At 45.1% G+C, this 18,861-nt stretch carries 13 protein-coding genes and 1 pseudogene; 5 read left to right on the forward strand and 9 right to left on the reverse strand.

From position 1 onward, the window contains the following. Positions 1-364: 364 nt before the first annotated feature. The 3 genes from ACJJIT_RS01640 (at position 365) to ACJJIT_RS01650 (ending at position 4,447) form a co-directional block, all read left to right on the forward strand. Complete coding sequence (locus ACJJIT_RS01640) at positions 365-1,330, forward strand: sulfotransferase family 2 domain-containing protein (RefSeq protein WP_252083410.1); 966 nt, start codon at positions 365-367, stop codon at positions 1,328-1,330. Between the two features lie 138 nt (positions 1,331-1,468). After that, positions 1,469-2,248, forward strand: a complete 780-nt coding sequence (locus ACJJIT_RS01645; RefSeq protein WP_444899747.1) for a sulfite exporter TauE/SafE family protein — start codon at positions 1,469-1,471, stop codon at positions 2,246-2,248. 315 nt (positions 2,249-2,563) lie between these two features. Next, on the forward strand, positions 2,564-4,447 hold the full coding sequence (locus ACJJIT_RS01650; protein ID WP_444899748.1) for a diguanylate cyclase: 1,884 nt from the start codon (positions 2,564-2,566) through the stop codon (positions 4,445-4,447). A 1-nt stretch (position 4,448) separates the two neighbouring features. Here ACJJIT_RS01650 and pstS read toward each other — a convergent pair whose 3' ends face one another. Continuing rightward, on the reverse strand, positions 4,449-5,534 hold the full coding sequence (gene pstS, locus ACJJIT_RS01655; RefSeq protein WP_444899749.1) for a phosphate ABC transporter substrate-binding protein PstS: 1,086 nt from the start codon (positions 5,532-5,534) through the stop codon (positions 4,449-4,451). Positions 5,535-5,661: 127 nt separating this feature from the next. Further along, complete coding sequence (locus tag ACJJIT_RS01660; RefSeq protein ID WP_444899750.1) at positions 5,662-7,593, reverse strand: PhoX family protein; 1,932 nt, start codon at positions 7,591-7,593, stop codon at positions 5,662-5,664. Between the two features lie 267 nt (positions 7,594-7,860). Between ACJJIT_RS01660 and ACJJIT_RS01665 the strand changes: the two genes are divergently transcribed. Both ACJJIT_RS01665 and ACJJIT_RS01670 read left to right on the forward strand, forming a co-directional pair. Further along, positions 7,861-10,491, forward strand: a complete 2,631-nt coding sequence (locus ACJJIT_RS01665) for a TonB-dependent receptor (protein ID WP_444899751.1) — start codon at positions 7,861-7,863, stop codon at positions 10,489-10,491. Positions 10,492-10,592: 101 nt separating this feature from the next. Next, positions 10,593-12,545 (forward strand): phytase, encoded by a 1,953-nt coding sequence (locus ACJJIT_RS01670; RefSeq protein WP_444899752.1) that lies wholly within the window; start codon positions 10,593-10,595, stop codon positions 12,543-12,545. A 595-nt stretch (positions 12,546-13,140) separates the two neighbouring features. Here the strand turns inward: ACJJIT_RS01670 and ACJJIT_RS01675 are convergent. The 7 genes and pseudogenes from ACJJIT_RS01675 to ACJJIT_RS01705 form a co-directional block, all read right to left on the reverse strand. Then, positions 13,141-14,244 (reverse strand): annotated as a pseudogene (locus tag ACJJIT_RS01675) (serine hydrolase domain-containing protein). A 319-nt stretch (positions 14,245-14,563) separates the two neighbouring features. Next, positions 14,564-15,667 (reverse strand): agmatine deiminase family protein, encoded by a 1,104-nt coding sequence (locus ACJJIT_RS01680; RefSeq protein WP_444899753.1) that lies wholly within the window; start codon positions 15,665-15,667, stop codon positions 14,564-14,566. Between the two features lie 1,068 nt (positions 15,668-16,735). After that, positions 16,736-16,942, reverse strand: a complete 207-nt coding sequence (locus ACJJIT_RS01685) for a hypothetical protein (RefSeq protein WP_444899754.1) — start codon at positions 16,940-16,942, stop codon at positions 16,736-16,738. Positions 16,943-16,957: 15 nt separating this feature from the next. Continuing rightward, a complete protein-coding gene (locus tag ACJJIT_RS01690; protein WP_444882846.1) occupies positions 16,958-17,152 on the reverse strand; it encodes a hypothetical protein in 195 nt (64 codons plus the stop codon). A gap of 130 nt (positions 17,153-17,282) precedes the next feature. Continuing rightward, a complete protein-coding gene (locus ACJJIT_RS01695; RefSeq protein WP_444899755.1) occupies positions 17,283-17,510 on the reverse strand; it encodes a hypothetical protein in 228 nt (75 codons plus the stop codon). A gap of 343 nt (positions 17,511-17,853) precedes the next feature. Beyond that, complete coding sequence (locus ACJJIT_RS01700; protein ID WP_444899756.1) at positions 17,854-18,261, reverse strand: hypothetical protein; 408 nt, start codon at positions 18,259-18,261, stop codon at positions 17,854-17,856. Positions 18,262-18,296: 35 nt separating this feature from the next. Continuing rightward, positions 18,297-18,800, reverse strand: coding sequence for a GNAT family N-acetyltransferase (locus tag ACJJIT_RS01705; protein WP_444899757.1), 504 nt, complete (start codon positions 18,798-18,800; stop codon positions 18,297-18,299). Positions 18,801-18,861: the final 61 nt, after the last annotated feature.

Genomic DNA, 18,861 nt, shown 5'->3' on the forward strand with positions numbered 1-18,861 from the left:
GTGAAGCATGCTTTCTCTGTGACTTTATTATGCCGGTACAGCCAAAATACGTCTGAGTAATATTTTATGGCTTATTATTTTGTTTTCTAAATATCATTAATAAATGGCCAAAAGAAGACTGTAGTCACAGTTACGCCCTTTGTTTGTCAGGCAATAATCAGATGGTTGTTCACATCACTAAACCTAACTATGATTAAGTGATGCATAATGATAAGTAATTGTTTTACAAGAAATGAATTGGCTAAGAGATAAGATCTTCAAAAGACAATCCTTTATCATTTTCTTGATGTGTTCCCCTTCTGTATTTTTGTTGTCATTTTGGGAGCATCGGGAACATATTACACACCATTCTTAAGGGATTTTTATGGTGGTGAACCCACTTTTATTTATTCATGTTCCAAAAACTGCAGGAACAAGCTTTCGGTTTGGCGCATCAACATATTTTGGCGATGGTAGTATTTGTCTTGATTACGGCCCAGGATCGAAGCATACCAGCGATATTGTGAAAGCTTGGATGGGTGATAATCCTGATCTGTGGGTATTTTTTCAGAAGATGAAATACAAAAATGTTAAAATGCTTGCAGGTCATTCAAATTCAGTACGTTATCTTCCAATATTTGGGTTGGAAAATACAGTAACAATTTTGCGAGATCCAATACAGAGGTTAGTGTCAGAATATAAACACTATTCTCGACATAATGGGTATAAAGACAGTTTTAAGTCTTTTTATAGAAAGTCATCATTCACCAACCGGCAGCTAAAAATTTTCCGTAGGTTTTCCTGGCCACTTTTCGGTTTTGTTGGTTTGACTGAGAGGTATGATGAATCCCTACAGTTGCTAAATAATAAATATGGAATAGAAATACCGTATTTAACAATGAATTTAGGGCGTGAGGATCTTAAGGGGAAATATGATATTCCTCAGGACCAATTAGATGAAACGTGTATTAGGAATGCTCGTGAAATTGATCTATATGATAAGGCAGTGTCACAATTTGAATGGAGAGTCTCACTTTTCAAGAACGGCATGAAATTTGTGGCCGGCTTGCTTAGCGGTCAGGCCAAGGAACATATTCTAGGGTGTGCTATTCCCGAGCAAAGCGATGATGCGGTTGTACTGCGTGTGAAAGTTGATGGGGCCTATAAGGGCGAAGTTCTAGCGAATGAATATCGTGCTGATCTACGCGCAAATGGTGCAGGCCGTGGTGGTTTCGTCGGTTTTTCTATAGATATCTCTGGCTTTGCAAAGGGCGCAATTCTGGAGTGTGAGGTGGCTGAGACGGGGCAACCGCTAGTAAATTCTCCCTGGGTAATTCGCGGTGAAGATTAAGTCTATTGGAGAAGTGACTTTTCTTCGTTATTCCTACCGATCTTTCTATGGTCTATATTGACTGACTCTCCGGGCTATCAATCGCCAGCAAACTTATTGCCTACCTAGTAGAGGCATTTTTGAGCTGCGGATAAGAGCATGATACTAATCCCAGTTTTACTAATCTTTGGGGCCTTCTCCTGGTATATCTGCACCCTCGCTGCCGGTGGTGGGGCCATGCTGATGATACCGCTGGTCGGCCTCTTGATAGGGCCACATTTGGTGGCTCCTACGATTACGATTGGCAGTGTTATTGCCGCACCTTCCCGCGTGTTGTTGTTTTGGCCATATATTAATTGGAGCGTTATTCGCTGGATGCTACCCGGTAGTATTCTGGGGGCGATGGTTGGTGCCTATATTTATAGTCAAATGCACCCAATATGGCTTCAGCTCTTTGTGGGCATCTTCTTGATGTCCACTTTGGTTCAATATCGGCTCGGTAGAAAACAATCTTCTTTTCCAATGCGTTTACCCTACTTTTTCTTACTTGGTGTAGTAGTCGCATTTCTCTCTGGGATTATTGGTGCTATTGGCCCGGTGCAGAATCCCTTCTTTATCAATTACGGTGTTGATAAGGAAAATTTGATTGCAACCAAGGCGTTGAACACCATGGTCTTACAGGCCACCAAAATAATGACCTATCTTAGCTTTGGTGCTATCACCATGAATTTGGCAAGTTATGGCGTTGCTATTGGTATTGGAGGGATTATTGGGGTTTACCTTGGTAAGTATCGCGTCTTGCGTATGAGTACACAGCGCTTTCATTACTATATGCTCGCTCTAATGTTCATTTGTGGAGTGTTTCTCGCATTACGATCTTTGACACAAATTGTTCAGTTAAGACCAGATGTTTTTTCTGATATCACCTTACTCAGTTAGGTACTTGTCGCAAAACGAGCCTATACCGATAAGCATTGAGACAGTGGAGTAATCTCTGTGATTAAGGATTAGTAATGAATAGGGGAATTGCTGCAATGTTGTGTCTTTTATGTAAATTCGAACTTTAGTGGTTGCTAGTACCTATGGTGCTCCGATTGAGAGCCAAAAGATAGGCAAAACTTCATTGAGGGGGCGGATTGATCACTGTGAAAGCGTTAGCTAGCCAGAATGTCTCGCGTTAAGTGAGAGGCTGTCATTTACTGCTTTGGAGGAAGGCATTATAAGGGGTAAGTGTTATCCCCGCGCGCCAAGACTATGAAAGACAGAATAATAAGACTGCGGTTACTGGATCTTTGGCGTTCTATTTTTAAATATTGGTACATCCGTCCCTCTTTCTATGTTTTTCTACTTTTAACCTTCTATGTCCTTTTCCTGCCCAAGATTCCGGTATGGGCGCATACTCCTCTGGACGTGAACACCAATGAGCAGGGGGAAAATTCCACCGGACTCCATGCGATATGGCACGACAAGGGTGGAGAGAGTGATATTTATAGTGCACGACAAGCTCATGAGCAGGGGAAGTTTCGCACTTTGGAAACAGCGGGTTCCTCCGGTCTAAGCGCCGGTGTTTTCTGGTCTCACTTTACGTTGCGCAATCGCGACAGCCACCCGCTAACCCTAAATATTGAGTATGTCGATCACCAGCTGGTCGGTTTGCAAGCTTTTAGTCGGAAGGCGGGCAGTGGTGATCTCTTCCGCGAAGTGAGCAACCTTTCTATTTATGAGCCTTTTGCCCGTCGGCAGGTGGCGCATAACCGTTTTGTTTTTCCAGTGACCATCGCACCGGGGACCACTCAGGAGCTAATGGTAAGGTTCGATTCTGGCGAATTGGGTGTGGTCTTTCCCAGTCTGCGTATCTGGAGCCCCCAGGCATTGCAACAAAACAGTAAGGGTGAGACGAGCCTGATCGCTTTTCTGTTTGGAGGCTACTTTCTAATGGCAGTCTTTGCTCTGGTGGGAGCGATCGCAATCAAAGAAAAGATTCTCTATATCTATTCTTTCTACTGCGCTAGCAAAATCCTGGTGTGGGGCACGGTGCTGGGATATACCCATCAATACCTGATGACAGGCAGCTTCCACTGGGGATACGGCTCTCTTAGTGGGGCTGTGGCAATTATGGCCGGGCTTGTCTTTGCACGGACATTTCTCGAAACCCGTCAGTTCACGCCAAAGTTGGACTTCCTCTTACAGCTGATGTTGCTCAACGGTGCTTTCCTGATTGGTTGCGTGTTTTTAGAGCTGAAGGCCCTTTCCCAAATATCCATGATCATCGCATTGCTTTGTTATCCCCTGATCGTGCCCATCGCTATGATTCGCTGGCGCCAGGGAGAGAATGCTGCAGGAGTGTTTGCCCTGGGGTGGGCCACCCTAGTGCTGGGACTACTGGTGCAGGCAATGCGTGATCTCGGTTATGTGGTGCACAACCCAGTCAACTACTATTGGCCGCCGGTGGCCTCTTTTGTGGAGATGCTGGCGATTATGGCAGCGATCGGTTTAATGGTGCAGCGCCTGCGGTTACAGAAGGATCGGGCGGAAAAAAAATACCTGCAACAGCTGGAAGTATCCAAGATTGATCTTGAGGAGTTGGTGCAGTCACGCACCAGAGAGCTGGAAGCTGCTAAGGCCAGGGCGGAACTGGAGGCACGTACCGATCCACTAACTGGCATTCACAATCGCCGCAGTTTTTTTGAAGAGGCCAATCTTTTGCTCAAATTGGCTCAACGCAAGCAAATTCCCCTGGGTATATTGATGTTGGATATAGACCGCTTTAAATCAATCAATGATCGCCACGGCCACCTGATCGGTGATCAGGCCTTGTGTGCTACTGCCCGGGTAATAGCCCAGCATGTGCGTGAGGTGGATGTGTTTGGGCGCATAGGCGGTGAGGAATTTGCACTGTTGGTTAGTGCCGATGGCCCAGGTACGCTGTCTGTTGCCAAGCGTATCCATGAAGATATCGCCAAAATTATGATCAAGTCCGCTCTGGGGCCGGTGCAGTTTACCGCTAGCATCGGTGTGGCCCAGCTGCAGGGAGAGAGAGACGTGCTGGAATTATTGCAGCATGCCGACAACGCTCTCTACCGGGCCAAAAGGACCGGTCGCAATCGTGTATTAGAGTATGCGGTGGCGGAGGGCTGAGCTACTGCACATAGGTCACTGCGTTGAGCACCCTGATACGCACGTTTTCCGGTAGAGGTACCAGACCGATATTGCCGGCTTCCGATTGGGAATTTTGGCTCAACATAAAGACCAGCATCTGTCTTAGAGCCTGAGCAACATCATCTTTCTGATTGGCGTAGAGCAGCAACCAGGAAAAGCTGGTAATCGGGTAGGCATCTTTCCCTTTGGGGTCCCAGACCCAGGCGATCAGGTTGGGTGCGCCGCTCACAGGCAGTTTACTATCGGGAAATTCCACTTCTTCTAAAGCAGCTACTCCGCTCTTGGCATTGGCTTCGATAAATTGGCCCGCGCGATTTTCTAGGATTGCTACCGGTAAATTGACTATGTTGGCAAAGCCGTGCTCCACATAACCGATAGCGCCGGGTATTTCTCGTACTTTGGCCGCTACACCCTGGTTACCTGGTGCGATTTTAAAGGTCGACAGCCGGGGCCAGTCGGGTGTGCGGTCCAGGCCAATATTCTCACGGAATTCTTCACTAACGGCGCTGAGGTGGCCGGAAAAAATATAGGAAGTTCCGGAGCTCTCGGAGCGGGTAACCACTGAAATATCTGTGCGTGGTAATTTAATATCTGGATTACTGGCGGCGATGATCGGGTCGTCCCAATGGCGGATCTTGCCCATAAAAATGCCCACATAGGCTTCCCGCGACAGCTTCAATTTATCGATACCCGGTAAATTAAACACTAACACCACTTGCCCGGCAGTGACGGGTAATACAACACCTCCCTCCTTAAGCTTCTTGAGTTCATCGATTTCTATGGCCGCATCTGAGGCGGCAAAATTAACAGTATGGCCGAGAAAATCGCGGATGCCGTCGCCGCTGCTGCTCATTTCGTAAAAAATAAAAATATTGTTCTCGCGGTGGGTAAACTGGCGAAACCACTCCACATAAATCGGATAGGGGAAACTGGCGCCACTGCCCCGCAGATTAACGGGGTTTTCCGGCACCTGGGCTTGCACTTGTAGGCCGAAGAGTGAAATGCCAGCGGTCACCGCCAGTATGGCTACAAGGCGGCGTAGTACCGCGGTGTACCTCGATAACATGGGCTACCTCAACTAAAGGGTCGCCGGTCTCTTATTGGAGACCAGCGACGAGCCGCCAAAAAGGCTTCGATTAAAAAATTCTAGCAGGACCGGCGGCTTCGTGTGAAAGCGCGCCGTTCTGGGATGACTAGCTGCCCACTTCACCGCCGTCGTCCCTGTAGATGGCCAATACCGAGGGGCGCGGTGGCAGCTCCGGATTGTTATCCGGCCAGCGGTGCAAGGGGTGGTCGTAAGTAGAGTTGAGCGCGTCGGCCGGGTGTTGCACTGCGATAAACAGAGTTGTGCCATCGGGAGTAAACTCGGGGCCGCACACCTCAGCGCCCTGCGGGCATCCAAAGAAGTGTTTCGGCGCGGCGCGCATTGGCCCCTCGGTGGCCATGGCCCAGAGGCCGTCGTGAAAGCCGAAGCGCTCGCAGCCGTCAGTGGCCACCCACATGTTGCCATGAGGATCGAAGGCGACATTGTCCGGGTTGGTAAACCAGCCGTGATTAGAAATATTGTAAGTGGATTGCTGCCCGTAAGCGCCGCGCTCCACGGGATTCTCCGCATTGGGGTTGCCGCCAAGTAAAAACTGTTGCCAGCGGAATTGGTCGCTGGTGTGATCTCGGCCGGTTCTTTTACCAGGCATGGTGGGGGGCACAATTTCCAAAATATGCCCGGCAGTATTTTGGTGACGGGGATTAGCCGCATCCACACCGTCTTCGGCGCGGCTTTTATTCTTGGTTAACATCACATAGGTGCAGTCGTTGTGGGGATTGGTCTCTACATCCTCCGGGCGGTCCATGGGAGTGGCGCCCAGCAGTGCAGCGGCCTGGCGTGCGTCAATCAAGACATCTGCTTGATTGTGAAAACCGTTGCTGCTGTTTAGAGGGCCCTGCCCAAAAACTAGTGGCAACCATTTCCCACTTCCATCCGCATCAAAGCGTGCCGCATAGAGGGTGCCTTCGGTCAGTAAATTGCGATTGTGGATTGGATCTTTGGGCAGATAAGTCTCTTTGGAGACATAGCGGTAGACGAACTGATGTTCGTCGTCATCGCCGCCATAGGCCACCACCGGTTGGCCCGGTTTACAGACCAGGGTAAAGCCCTCGTGTTCAAAGCGGCCCAGGGTGGTCAGCTTGCGCGGTATAGATTGCGGGTCGTAGGGGTCGTATTCCACCATCCAACCAAAACGATTGGGTTCGTTGGGTTCTTGCTGTATATCGAAGCGTGGGTCGTAATCACCTAGGTTGCGATTGTGGGGCCTTACGCCGAAGTCACGGTGATTGCGCGCCTCGCGAGTATCCTCGACTTTGTTGGGATCTCCTTGGAAGGCGCCACCAAATCCCTCCTCGGCCACCAATACCGTGCCCCAGGGAGTCTTGCCACCGGCGCAGTTGCCAATGGTACCGAGCACCTGGGTGCCAGAGGGATCTGCGGTTGTTTGCAAGCGTTTGTCTCCGGCGGCGGGGCCACTAATTTGCATCGGCGTGGTCGCGGTGATGCGGCGATTGTAGGGGCTCTCCAAAACCGGCTGCCAGCCTTTGTCGGTACGTGTAATTTCTATTACCGAGTGGCCACAGGCGGCTAGTTCTATGGCTACATGCTCGGCACTGACTCCCCGCGTGGCACTATACTCATCGTTGTAACCAGAGAACATCAGGTGTGGTTGGGTGTACTCGTGATTTACACATAGTAGGCCGCGATCGCTGTTACCACTCTGGCAGTGGATATCTCCGTGCCCGGCAGGGGTATTCTCCGCCAATGGCATAAAGGCGATAAAGTCGTTGTTATAGCCAAAGCGTTGAGATTGCCCCTTCGCCGTCAATTGTTTCGGCTCAAATTCTTTGAGGTTAGCGACAATGGGGTCGCCCCACCGTAGCAGGATATCGGCGCTGTAACCCTGCGGTAAATGATGTTTGAAGTCCAAGCTGTGGGGAACTTCCTGAAATGAGAGATTCTCCCGATGATGCTCCGATCCGCAGCCAGGCATAAAGCTGGTTGCGGCGCCCGCAGCCGTGGCACCACCAATGGCCTTCAATAGCTTTCTACGGTCAGGGTTTTTAGGAGAATCTTTCATTGCTGCTGCTCCGTTGCGGGGAACCTAATAAAATTAAATTAACCTGACCTAATTAAATCGATGACATATCTTTTACGCAATCGATTAATTAAAAGAGGTTAATAAAAAGCGATAAATAAATAAGGATATTTAATTTATCTGGGAATTTTTCCAGCTATTTCTGAAAGCTTGATGACAGCTTAAAAAAACCGTCATGTAAAGTTCATAGTCGCCTACTAGTCTGCGCCCCAATAAATACGCCGCCGGGACTAATTGGAGTGGGACGCCATGAAAAGCACAACCATCAATTTTCGAACGCCCAACACCCCCGTTACCACGCTTGCCATAGCAGTTTTTTGTGCTAATAACGGCTTGAGTGGCAATGCTTATGCACAAGAGAGCCAGGCCCGCACCATGGAAACGGTGACGGTTACCGCTCAGGCCAACAATGCGCGCAGCGACCTGGATCGCCAGCGTGACTCCAACAAGCTGGTGGCAGTACAAACTTCTGATGCCATTGGTGAGTTGCCGGATGCCAATGTAACAGAAGCCCTGCAGCGGATGGCTGGAGTTTTTATTGCCCGCGACCAGGGTGAGGGACGTTTTGTGGGGGTGCGCGGTATTGATCCCAACTTGAATGCCGCCAGCATCAATGGCGTCAGTCTGCCCGCACCAGAAATTGGCAGTCGCGCTGTGGCTCTGGATGTCATCCCCTCAGACCTACTTGCCAGCTTAGAAGTATTCAAAACCCTTACACCGGATATGAGTGCAGACTCCATCGGCGGGGCCATAGAAATCAAGAGTATTAACGCGCTGGACTACGATGGCAGCCGCTATAAATTCAGTGTTGAAAACAGTTATAGCGAACTGCAAGAGGAGCACAGTCCAAAATATGCAGCCACCATGACCAATGTTTTCGATCTCGATGGCAACAGGCGCTTTGGTGTCGCTCTGGCAGTCAGTCATCAGCAGCGAGATTTCGGTTCTGAAAATATTGAAACCGATGGTAGCTGGGAAGCGCTTGTGGCCGAGGACGGTAGTGCGGGTATTGGGGCAACCGAAATAGAACAGCGGGATTACACGATTACTCGTGAGCGCACCGGTATGGCCGCGAATTTCGACCTGAAATTGAGTAGTGGTGCACGAATCTATCTGCACAATCTCTATTCCGACTTCTCAGATCAGGAGATCCGTCAACGCAATTCCTGGAAACTGGATGCAGAACGCGATGAGCCAGAGACGATCTCCAGACATAGCGCCATTTGGGAAGAGGCGGCACTGGAAAAATCCTTGAAAGATCGCCTGGAAGAACAGGAGATTATTTCAACAGTATTGGGTGGAGAGCATAATTTCGAACAATGGGGTCTTGCCTACGTGCTGGGTTATTCTTACGCGGAGGAATCTGAGCCACATCGCCGCGATACCGACTTTGTCCTTGAACCACTGCGCCTGGGTTATGTGGAAGCGGGTAAAACTCCGCGTATGGCAGTGGACAGTAGCGACGCTGAAAAAATATTAGATCCCGCCAATTATCAACTGGACGAGTTGGTTATTGAGGATAATTTCTCCGAGGATGAAGAGTTGAGTTTACGTCTGGATTTTACCAGGGAGATAAACTGGGGCACCTATGACTCAACGGTGCAATTTGGCCTGCACGAACGCCAGAGGGAAAAACGTGGTGATCTGAATGCCAGCGTTTATGATGGTTTTGCCGGTGACTATACCTTGGCAGATTTTGTTCGTAACGATATTGATTACCGTCTCGATACCTTCGGACCGGGAGTTAATCCAGGCAATCTCAATCGATTTATTAATCGCAATATTGCCAGTTTTGAGATGGATGAAACTGAAACCGCCCTCTCTTCTGCGCGTGATTACCAGATGCAGGAAGACATCAGTGCGCTCTACGTAATGAATAGCATCGAACTTGATCGCGCTCAATGGGTCTTTGGAGTGCGCTATGAACGCACCGATTTCAGTGCCGAAGGAATGCGTGTGATTGAATCCGAAGAGCCAGTACCCGGTGCCGATTTCATTGCCGATGAGGTCTATGCAAGTGCGGTCAATTATCAGCGCGATTACGATCACTTCTTCCCCAGTGTAAACTTCAAGCTTGATTATAGCGATAATATTGTGCTGCGTGCGGCCTACACCGAGTCCCTGTCGCGCCCCTCATTTGGCCATCTGAATCCCTCGCCGGCGCAAATTGAGTACGACGATGGTGAGCTAGAAGTGGAAGCCGGCAATCCAGCTCTGCAACCTTATGAATCTCGCAACCTGGATTTCTCCGCAGAATACTACGCGGATCATCTGGGTATGCTATCGCTGGGATTGTTCCACAAGTCTATCGATAATTTTATTGTGATGTCCGATGTTTCCAGTAGTGCGGACTTTACTCAGTATATCGGTAACCTGATAGTGGAAGAGGCCGAAATACTTCAGCCTATCAATGGTGAAAGGGCACGGATTAACGGTGCGGAACTGGCTTGGACACAGGGCTTCGATAATGGTTTCCTACTGCGTGCTAACGCGACCTTCACAGACTCTGAAGCCCGTCTAGGACTGGGGCCGGATCGTCAACGTAGCGATGGAATATCTATGCCATTCCAAGCAGATCTGGTGGGGAATTTTATTGTCGGTTATGAGCGAGACACTTTTAGCCTGCGCTTGTCTGCTGCTTTTCGCAGCGAGCGATTGCTGGAGGTAGATATGGAGGATGCATCCCGTGATCGTTATGAAGAGGATCACTTACAATTGGATCTCTCTGTGCGCTACCACTTGAAAAACGGTTTACTGCTGACATTCACCGGAGTGAATTTGACCGATGAGCCTTATTATGTGCATAACTCTGGTTTCAACGGTCAATATGAAGAATACGGGCCGACTTATGCCCTGGGCCTGAGTTACAGCACTTTCTAGCGGGACAACATCTAAAGCATTTTTAATAAAATTACGGTGTTTATTCACTGCAAGGAGCCTCACACAGGTGGGGTTCTTTCTCCGGAATTGAATGGCTCTCCATGAAACAACTGCATTTTATTATTGCGATCATGCTCGCCGCTGCGCTACTCGTTAGCTGTGGTCACGATGTGGATTCTGTTTTACGCATTAAAAAGGCCTTGCCGGAACGGGTAATTCCCTTGGGTGCGATAGACGCAGAACAGATTCTGCCGATACGGGTTGGGACTGAGCAATATTTATTGCTTGCCAGCGAGCGTCGCGGTTTGCTTGTAATAAATTCCTACGGAGAAATACTCGCCTCCCAAGAGGGAAGGGTGGAACGCCTAGCCGTGAAAGCTCTGCCTAATGAAAATTTACTGGTGGCCTCCTACGATGAGCGCCTGGCGCAAATAAATTTACATGAAATACGCCACAGTGATGCTTCAAAAAACGTAAATTTTAGGCTACTGGGTAGCCAGAAAATGCCAACTCCACAGAGTGCCCTGTGCTTTTCCCAACAAGAACAGCGCACTCATTTGTTTAGCATTGGTGAAGATGGCATAGGTCGTGAATATTTATTATTCCCAGCCCAACAACAGTGGCAGATGCAAGAAGTACGTCCACTCTATTTTGGTGAGCAAGTTAATGCTTGCGCAGTAAGCCCACGCTCCCAACGCCTGCTAGTATCTCAACCACCCATTGGAATCCTGAGCTTAAATACAAACGCGGAAAAGGATGAGCAGCGTAAATTATTCCTCAGTGCTCAATGGCTTGGTGAAGACTTCGGCAATCTATGGTTTGATGCTCGTAGTGAAAGTCTGTGGCTGAGTGCAGGTGATCAGATACATCGCTACCGACTGCCTTTTTCCTCAGAGGAACCAGAGTGGCACCTTCATATTAACGAGAACCACTCGGTAGTCTCCCCAGTATTCTTAAATGGTCAGCTCTGGGCCCTGGATGTTGGTCGGGATCAGCTGTTGGTTTTTGATGATGTGGAAAGTGATTACTTAGAAACTGAGTCTACAGGGTTTGACCGCGAGAGCGGTGATTCAATCGTCAGTGTATTTGCTCGCAATCAGACGGACCCTGTAGAGTCATTTGGTGATGCTGCCGATGATCCTGCTATCTGGGCCAATAAATCCCAGCCACAGAATAGCCTGATTTTGGCAACTGACAAAAAAAGTGGCCTGAATATTTACAATTTATCAGGAAAGCTGCTCGAACATTTTGCTGTGGGACGTGTGAACAATGTGGATATCCGCAGTATAGAACATCCGCATTATAGTGCATTAGCGGCAGCATCTAATCGCTCGACCGCCGGGGTGAACCTCTTTGCCATCACAGCTGAGGGGCATGTGGAGCACCTGGGGATACGTGCTATAAATTTGCAAGATCCTTATGGCCTATGTTTGCAGAAAACCGATAATCAACTTTTTGCTTGGGTATCGGATAAAGATGCTGCCTTGCACCAGTTTGAAATTGATCTTGGCGAGAATCCCACAGAATTTTCGTTAAAAAAGCATACAGAAATAGTCGTAAATAGCCAGGTTGAAGGCTGTGTCGTTGATGATAAGTGGCAGAGGCTCTTTTTTGCCGAGGAGGATCGGGGGATTTGGTCACTGGGCCTTAAAAAGCAACAGAATAGTGAATACCAGGCTAAATTGGTTGCTGAAGTGGATGGTCAGACCCTGGTGGATGATGTGGAAGGGCTCGCCCTCTACCTAACAGAGGATAGTGGTTACCTGATCGCCTCTAGCCAGGGTAATGACAGTTATGCGTTATTCACACGTGATGGTAATGACTTTGTTGGTCATTTTAGGGTAACAATGAATGTGCGCTCAGGTATCGATGGAAGTTCTGAAACCGACGGTCTGGATGTTACCAGCCTGAATCTTGGGCCGGAATATCCAATGGGCTTGCTTGTTGTCCAAGATGGCAGGAATCGTCTGCCCAATGCCAAGCAGAATTTCAAATTGATTGATTGGTATACGGTGAGTGAGGCATTGGGTTTGTCGGTCTTTGTTAAAAATTAACCATTTATATTTATTATGACAAAAACATGATGGAATTTTCTATAGAATTGCTATGAAAAATATCAGGGTTCGTCTTTGCTATAAACCTGATATACATAATAAAAATTGTTTTTTATATTTCCTGCTCCAAGCTATGATCTAGCGTTATTGGTTATAGTGATTTTGATTAAATTTTCCATCTGAGTCAAAAAATCAAAATTTGGTGAAAGATTAAATCTAGGGGATCTCTGAATAATTCCGTGATTCCTCTGGCCTTCAGAGTAGTTTTCAATCAAAATGCTACTTTGCAGGAATACCTAGAATTTCCAAGAAGTTGCAATACCAAATGTAAATCGCTCTGAAACCCTTGAGGGGTAGGCCATATCTGCCACGTTCCAGCTCTTGTAATAGGGATATTCGCGGCCTGCTGCGGTTAACCTCTGTAACCCTAAAGGGCCGTGGGATTATTTCGGAATTATTTAGAGGCTCCGCTGCATCTCCGATAATGATTTTTGACTTATTAATGGATTAATTGTTGGGGCAGGTTTTGTATAGGTGGTATGTTTGCTTATTAACCAGCTCTTTAAAATCCCAGCTACTAACTGCCCCTGCTACTTTAAAGCTTAAATTCAGGAATATATTCAGCTGCAATTTTATCTACAAACTGGATTGGCAATCCGCCAATTAAATTTGTAAGAACAACTATGGATAGTTTATCCTCCGGATAGTGAATCATAGTTGACGCATTTCCGCCGCTCGCACTAACTGCACGGTGATGTTTCCGATCGATAACTTGCCATCCAATAGCATAACCATTCTCTACATGATTAAACCCAGCAGTTTGGCCATTCTTTAAAGTGATCGGTGTCCAAAGAGAATGGAGGTTTTTGAGCAGCTTTTTAGACTGCAAGGCAATAAGATATTGCGCAATTTCTGTTGCTGTTGAATTCATGCCAGCTGCACTTTGTAATATGTAAGGGAATTCAACGTAGTTATTTTTGTGCTGGCCCTTATCGGAATCGTAGAGATATTGCCTTGCATGATTGCTAATAGGACGCGTCATGTGTTCAAAGCCGGCATCAGCTGTTAATTTCATATTGGCGATTTTAAGCTGATTTTCGGTAATGAATTTTGGGAAGCCACCTTGTACGTATTTATCGATTATTTTACCGATAATAACATAACCCGTCTGATTATAACTAAACTGTGTGTTTACTTCAGATTTTAAAGGTAATTATTTTACTTTGTTCCATGCAGCATCTGGGTTTCCACGAACAACCAAGTCAGCAAGATAACCACTGAAAATATTGGGCAGCCCAGAAGTGTGTGCCATTAAATGTTTTATCTTTATTGACTTCCAGTTGGCAGGTAAGTCAGTAAGGTGTTTGCCAATCTCATCATCTAAGGAAAGGCGTCCTTGCTCTGCGAGCTGTAGCAATGCAACACCCGTAAACGCCTTAGTCATTGAGTTAATTGGAAATACAGTGTTGGATCTTACCGGCACATTGTCTTGTAAATTAGATAATCCATAATTTCCCAGTTTGATTATTTCACCGTTTTTAACGATGGCCAATTGGAGACCAGGGATTTGGCGCTTATCCATGATACTTTTGATAAGATTATCCACAGAGTCTGCATATGCTGGAAAGCTGAAGGATATCATAACAACAGCTGGAATTGTTAAGCGTAGTCTAGTTAGTAATCGAAGCATATAATTCATAAACAATATATATCCTTATTGTTTTCCAATCTTGGGGGAGCTTTATAGCTGAATTGTCTTTTTTATAAAGAATATGATCAACGTTATAGCAAGACGGTTATCTTGCCATAGATTCTTAAAAGAAGGATGTTTTACTATAGAAATGTAATTATTTGTAATTTCTATTTTTCATGGATATTTATGCAGTCAATGTATTTATAGGCTAAATTATTGCTGCTCAAATATACTCAAAATTAATACACACTTCTTTATGGCGAATATCTAAGGTAGCAAGTATTTATATATTAAATATCCGTTAATCACTTTAAGTTAAGAGCAGTTAAATTTCCGGTTCCTGTTGGGTTGTACAATGTATACCTCCACCACCGGCTGCTATGCCATCAATATTGATTTGTATAATATCGCGATTAGGAAATGCTCTTTGTAATTTTCGCTTGGCTGAGGCATCTGCATAGTGATCGCCGAACTCAGGTGCTATGACCGCGCCATTGCAAACATAGAAGTTAATATATCCAGCGGCGAAATCCCTGTTGTCAAACCGCTCTCGAACTATTGAAGGTGCCTCTAATACAATAACTTCTAGTTCGCGGCCACTGGCATCCGTTACAGAGCGTAGAATCTCAAGATGCCGCTTTGTTACGGCGTGATCGAAAGAGTTGGGATCGGGATCAAAGCCGGCAACAACTACACCTGGATGTACGAAACGGGCATAAAAATCTGTATGTCCGTCAGTGATATCCATATCTTTAATGCCAGGTAACCAGATAATTTTCTCTAGACCAAGAAGCTGCTTTAATTCCCGTTCGCATTGTTGCTTACTAACACCTGGATTACGGTTATCGTTGAGCACACAACTCTCGGTTATGATCGCGGTACCATACCCATCAACCTCTATCCCGCCGCCTTCGAGTATCAGGTTAGTTTGGATACTGGGCACACCGGCCGACTGAGCAGTGAATGCAGCAACTTCTGCATCATTATCAAAATCCTGCTTTTCTCCCCAACCATTGAAGTTGAAGTCAATAGCCGCTTTATTACCGTTTTCATTTACAATAAAAACGGGGCCTGTATCACGTATCCACAAGTCATCTAGAGGGCAAACAACTAGTTCGATCTTATCTCCCATTAGTCGCCGGGCAAGTGGGAGATCTGCTTGTCGAACCAGCATTGAAACTGGCTCGTACTCCGCAATCGTCAGTGCAATTGTTGCCAAATTCTGCTGGACTTCCCTAAGGAGTTTCCGTCCCCAAATTTTGCGGCTTGCACCAAAGGCCATCCAAGTACGCAGGTGAGGCTCACCCTCATCTGGCATGTACCAAGTACTTTTACTATTCATTACTGCAAATGACTCCTTGGTGCCACTCAGTAGAGAGGCTGCAGTAAAAGCACCTAGAACCTTAACGAAATTACGACGATTGGTCATAAAGTGCCCTCCCTTTCTTAAATACAAATGATGCTACCGAAGATGACAAGTTGATTAAAAGGATATCAGGTTAACTAACCCATAGCAGCAATCCATGTATATTTTCCTCTTTTATGGCTACCAATAATTCACAATAAATATAAAGTTCACAATCATCATAAAAAAGTGATTCATTGCTTCTTAAAATACGCAATTCAGAATCATCTGAGTTTGAAAGTGTTGGCCAGTGACGTTTTTTATCAAGTAACTCAATATCTAATGGAATAAATGCCTATGAATAATCGATTATCTTAGTTCTTATTTCACCTAATGTCGGTTTTAATAGATCATATAGTTTACCTAAGCTATTCCATGAGCAACCATGTGAGCAGTAAGGCTCTTGCTGAGTATCGTTAAATGACAGATTTAATTTCTACTCTAATGCTTTTTTTGCAACAGATGCCAAAACTATTATTGTGAATTAATGTTGAAGTTCATGTCCAAGGGTCAAGCATATAATTCCATTTTTTGTAACACTTAAAATTGGTCATTTTATTGTTAGTTTTTTTCTGTAGGCATGAAAAATATACTTTTTAAATTGCCAATTTATTCACGGAGGCTTTTTCAAAGCCTTAGGATCCAGATGGGGTAAGCTTTAAACATAGAGTGTTGTTTATGGCTTAAGTAGCAGGCTTGCTGGCATCTTTGAATTGTTATCTTATTCTTGTCTGGTAGAGGGCGCTTAGATGAAAGTTGTTTTTTATCCTCTCAATTTATTTAAGCTTTTCTTTAAGGCTGCATACGGCGATCTTTCCGAGATCTAAATAACTTCCTGATGCTCAAAATCAGTTAATAAGTCTGACATTATTTGATACAGTCCCATACACTTTTTTTCGTCATGATATTATGTGGTGTCTGAAGCTGGAATAAGCATCATCACAATATCACTTTCACTTATTAACTAGGCGGAGCCCTCTAAGTCCAACTTAAACTGCCAGGAACTTAGGGGGCTTGGTGTTGAAATTTTATGCTCGGATGAGTATCGTTAGGGGGTGACGGCTATAATTACAGCTAACCATTAATATATATTTACCATCCACTAACACTATGTTTTTCGCCTACTTTGGCGATCATTCGTATCTGTTGTTTTCCACCTTCAGATCTCTTGAATACTAAAGAGCTAACAGAAACTTCATAGGATTGCTCTCCAGTCATTTTTGCTATAACTTCAGTTAAAGATTTTTCGAGATCTTCTGCAGAAATACAAATTAAGTCTTTATTTCTATCTAAATCCATTGTCTACCTCTATTCTCACCAGTTGTTACAATCAATTTCTATCGTAAATTCAATAGCGCCATCATCAGAGCATCCCCCTGATGCGTATTCAAATAGACTTATGTAAATTGAGTGAAACTTAGAACCTGTAATTTTCTCTAAGTTTTGCCTTAACTCTGCTTCTAATCTTCCTGGTGAGAGGGACTTTAGTTTTTTAGGATTTTCTTCCATAAATAAATCCATTTAACGGGAAAAGGTCATAAAATATTTAGCTCAATCATTACTGGTGTAAATTTCACCAGTCGGTATACCCTACAATAATATGTCCTCATTGTGTATATGTTCAATTCAAAATTACAATTTATGTTGTTTTTTTGTATTTTATCTCAATGTGGTAGTTTTTTAAGTCTAAGTTTTCGTGTCCATCTTTGAGTTGTGTATGCATACCTCTTGGCAATCCCTTGATCTTGATCTCAATACCGGACTCCGGGAATTTACCCTTTGCATACATTTCTATAAATCTGCTTGCCAACTTATGCCCATCATGAAGATGTTTTTCTGGCCAACCCACCAGGCTAATGTCGGGCATTCAAAATATTCGCATCCCCCTTGGATGTAACCAAATTCCATCTTTCTCGGGAGATTACATTAGAAAAACATGTTTTTGTAAAGAAGGTCTCCGTGGTTCAAAAAAAGTATCTGACCACTGATCAGGCGTTTAGAGCCTAGCGGTTTGAAAGTCTATTACAGCCCCCCCTTTGTTCTGTAATGACTTTAATAATACCAATGGTGTTTTTGAGGTGCTTAAATGATTGTACGTCCTTGAACTCACCTGACACTATAGCCATGCTGTTAGTTTATATTGTTTTTTGATATAACTCCGGTGATTACGTTTTTAGTAGTTGCCCATTGTTTCTGGCAGTAACCAAATTTTAGGTTATGACTCTGGTGTGCCATTGTTTCACATCCTTTATCATCGCCTTGTAAGTTTTATCATTAGTTTTGATTGTGCTGCGACATTCCATATTGAATAAAACAATTTTCTTTTTATTTGTAGCTACTTTGCCTGTGTCGATGTCTACTTCCAGGATGGCACTTTCTAGTTGCGAAATGTCAATACTGTCTTTTTTGCTTTGATACTTAAACCAAGATTTAATCTGCTTGGCTATATGTAGATCTACGGCGCCAGAAATAGAATGATGAGCTTCGCCCGAAAGAATATTTACAAAGATAGTGCCATCTGGTAAGTCGGACATCATTTCTAGGTCATTGCTCATGCGCCAGCCGAAAAACATTTTACAAACTATATCTGCATAATGATTTAATCGCTTCCTACGCATTTTTTTAATCCAATATTCATTGCTGGTATTTTTTGTCACTCCGTATTTTGTAATGTAAGTGACATTTCATGCCAGCTAAGCCCGCCATGATCAGAATCCGATTTTCCAAGGTGTATAAAGCCGTATTTGGCATGCATGCCAATAAGTTCAGCCTGACATATAAGGTAAATTTTTATTTTCCCTATATCCCGCATGGACTCAATAAATCTCTCCATTAACGTACTTGCCATGCCTTTCCCTTGATATTTAGGGTGAGCTACCACAGACATGATGATAATGTTCTTTCCACTCGGATCATGGCCTATTAATTCTTTGAAGTTTTCATCGGATAGTTCAACCTTATGGGTTGCTCCTGAATTAATAAAACCAATAATTTCCTCACTGTTTTCTATAACGAGAAAACCATCAGGGTAGGTCTTAATTCGCTTTAAAATTTTTTCTCTAGTTGCGGCCTCGTTACCGGTATAGGATACAGACTCAATCTCATAGCACCTATCCAGATCTAGCTCATTTGCAGTGCGAATGTTTACTTTAGACATTTTCGATTAATAGTCCTAAGAAAAAACATTTATATGGTGATTAACAGGACCTCTACCACCT

This window comes from Microbulbifer mixtoriginis (SeqCode), from assembly GCF_052467515.1.

Coding starts and splice junctions, on each gene's coding strand:
- ACJJIT_RS01640 (WP_252083410.1), top strand. CDS start 365: ATGGTGGTGAACCCACTTTTATTTATTCATGTTCCAAAAACTGCAGGA.
- ACJJIT_RS01645 (WP_444899747.1), top strand. CDS start 1,469: ATGATACTAATCCCAGTTTTACTAATCTTTGGGGCCTTCTCCTGGTAT.
- ACJJIT_RS01650 (WP_444899748.1), top strand. CDS start 2,564: ATGAAAGACAGAATAATAAGACTGCGGTTACTGGATCTTTGGCGTTCT.
- pstS (WP_444899749.1), bottom strand. CDS start 5,534: ATGTTATCGAGGTACACCGCGGTACTACGCCGCCTTGTAGCCATACTG.
- ACJJIT_RS01660 (WP_444899750.1), bottom strand. CDS start 7,593: ATGAAAGATTCTCCTAAAAACCCTGACCGTAGAAAGCTATTGAAGGCC.
- ACJJIT_RS01665 (WP_444899751.1), top strand. CDS start 7,861: ATGAAAAGCACAACCATCAATTTTCGAACGCCCAACACCCCCGTTACC.
- ACJJIT_RS01670 (WP_444899752.1), top strand. CDS start 10,593: ATGAAACAACTGCATTTTATTATTGCGATCATGCTCGCCGCTGCGCTA.
- ACJJIT_RS01680 (WP_444899753.1), bottom strand. CDS start 15,667: ATGACCAATCGTCGTAATTTCGTTAAGGTTCTAGGTGCTTTTACTGCA.
- ACJJIT_RS01685 (WP_444899754.1), bottom strand. CDS start 16,942: ATGGATTTAGATAGAAATAAAGACTTAATTTGTATTTCTGCAGAAGAT.
- ACJJIT_RS01690 (WP_444882846.1), bottom strand. CDS start 17,152: ATGGAAGAAAATCCTAAAAAACTAAAGTCCCTCTCACCAGGAAGATTA.
- ACJJIT_RS01695 (WP_444899755.1), bottom strand. CDS start 17,510: ATGCCCGACATTAGCCTGGTGGGTTGGCCAGAAAAACATCTTCATGAT.
- ACJJIT_RS01700 (WP_444899756.1), bottom strand. CDS start 18,261: ATGCGTAGGAAGCGATTAAATCATTATGCAGATATAGTTTGTAAAATG.
- ACJJIT_RS01705 (WP_444899757.1), bottom strand. CDS start 18,800: ATGTCTAAAGTAAACATTCGCACTGCAAATGAGCTAGATCTGGATAGG.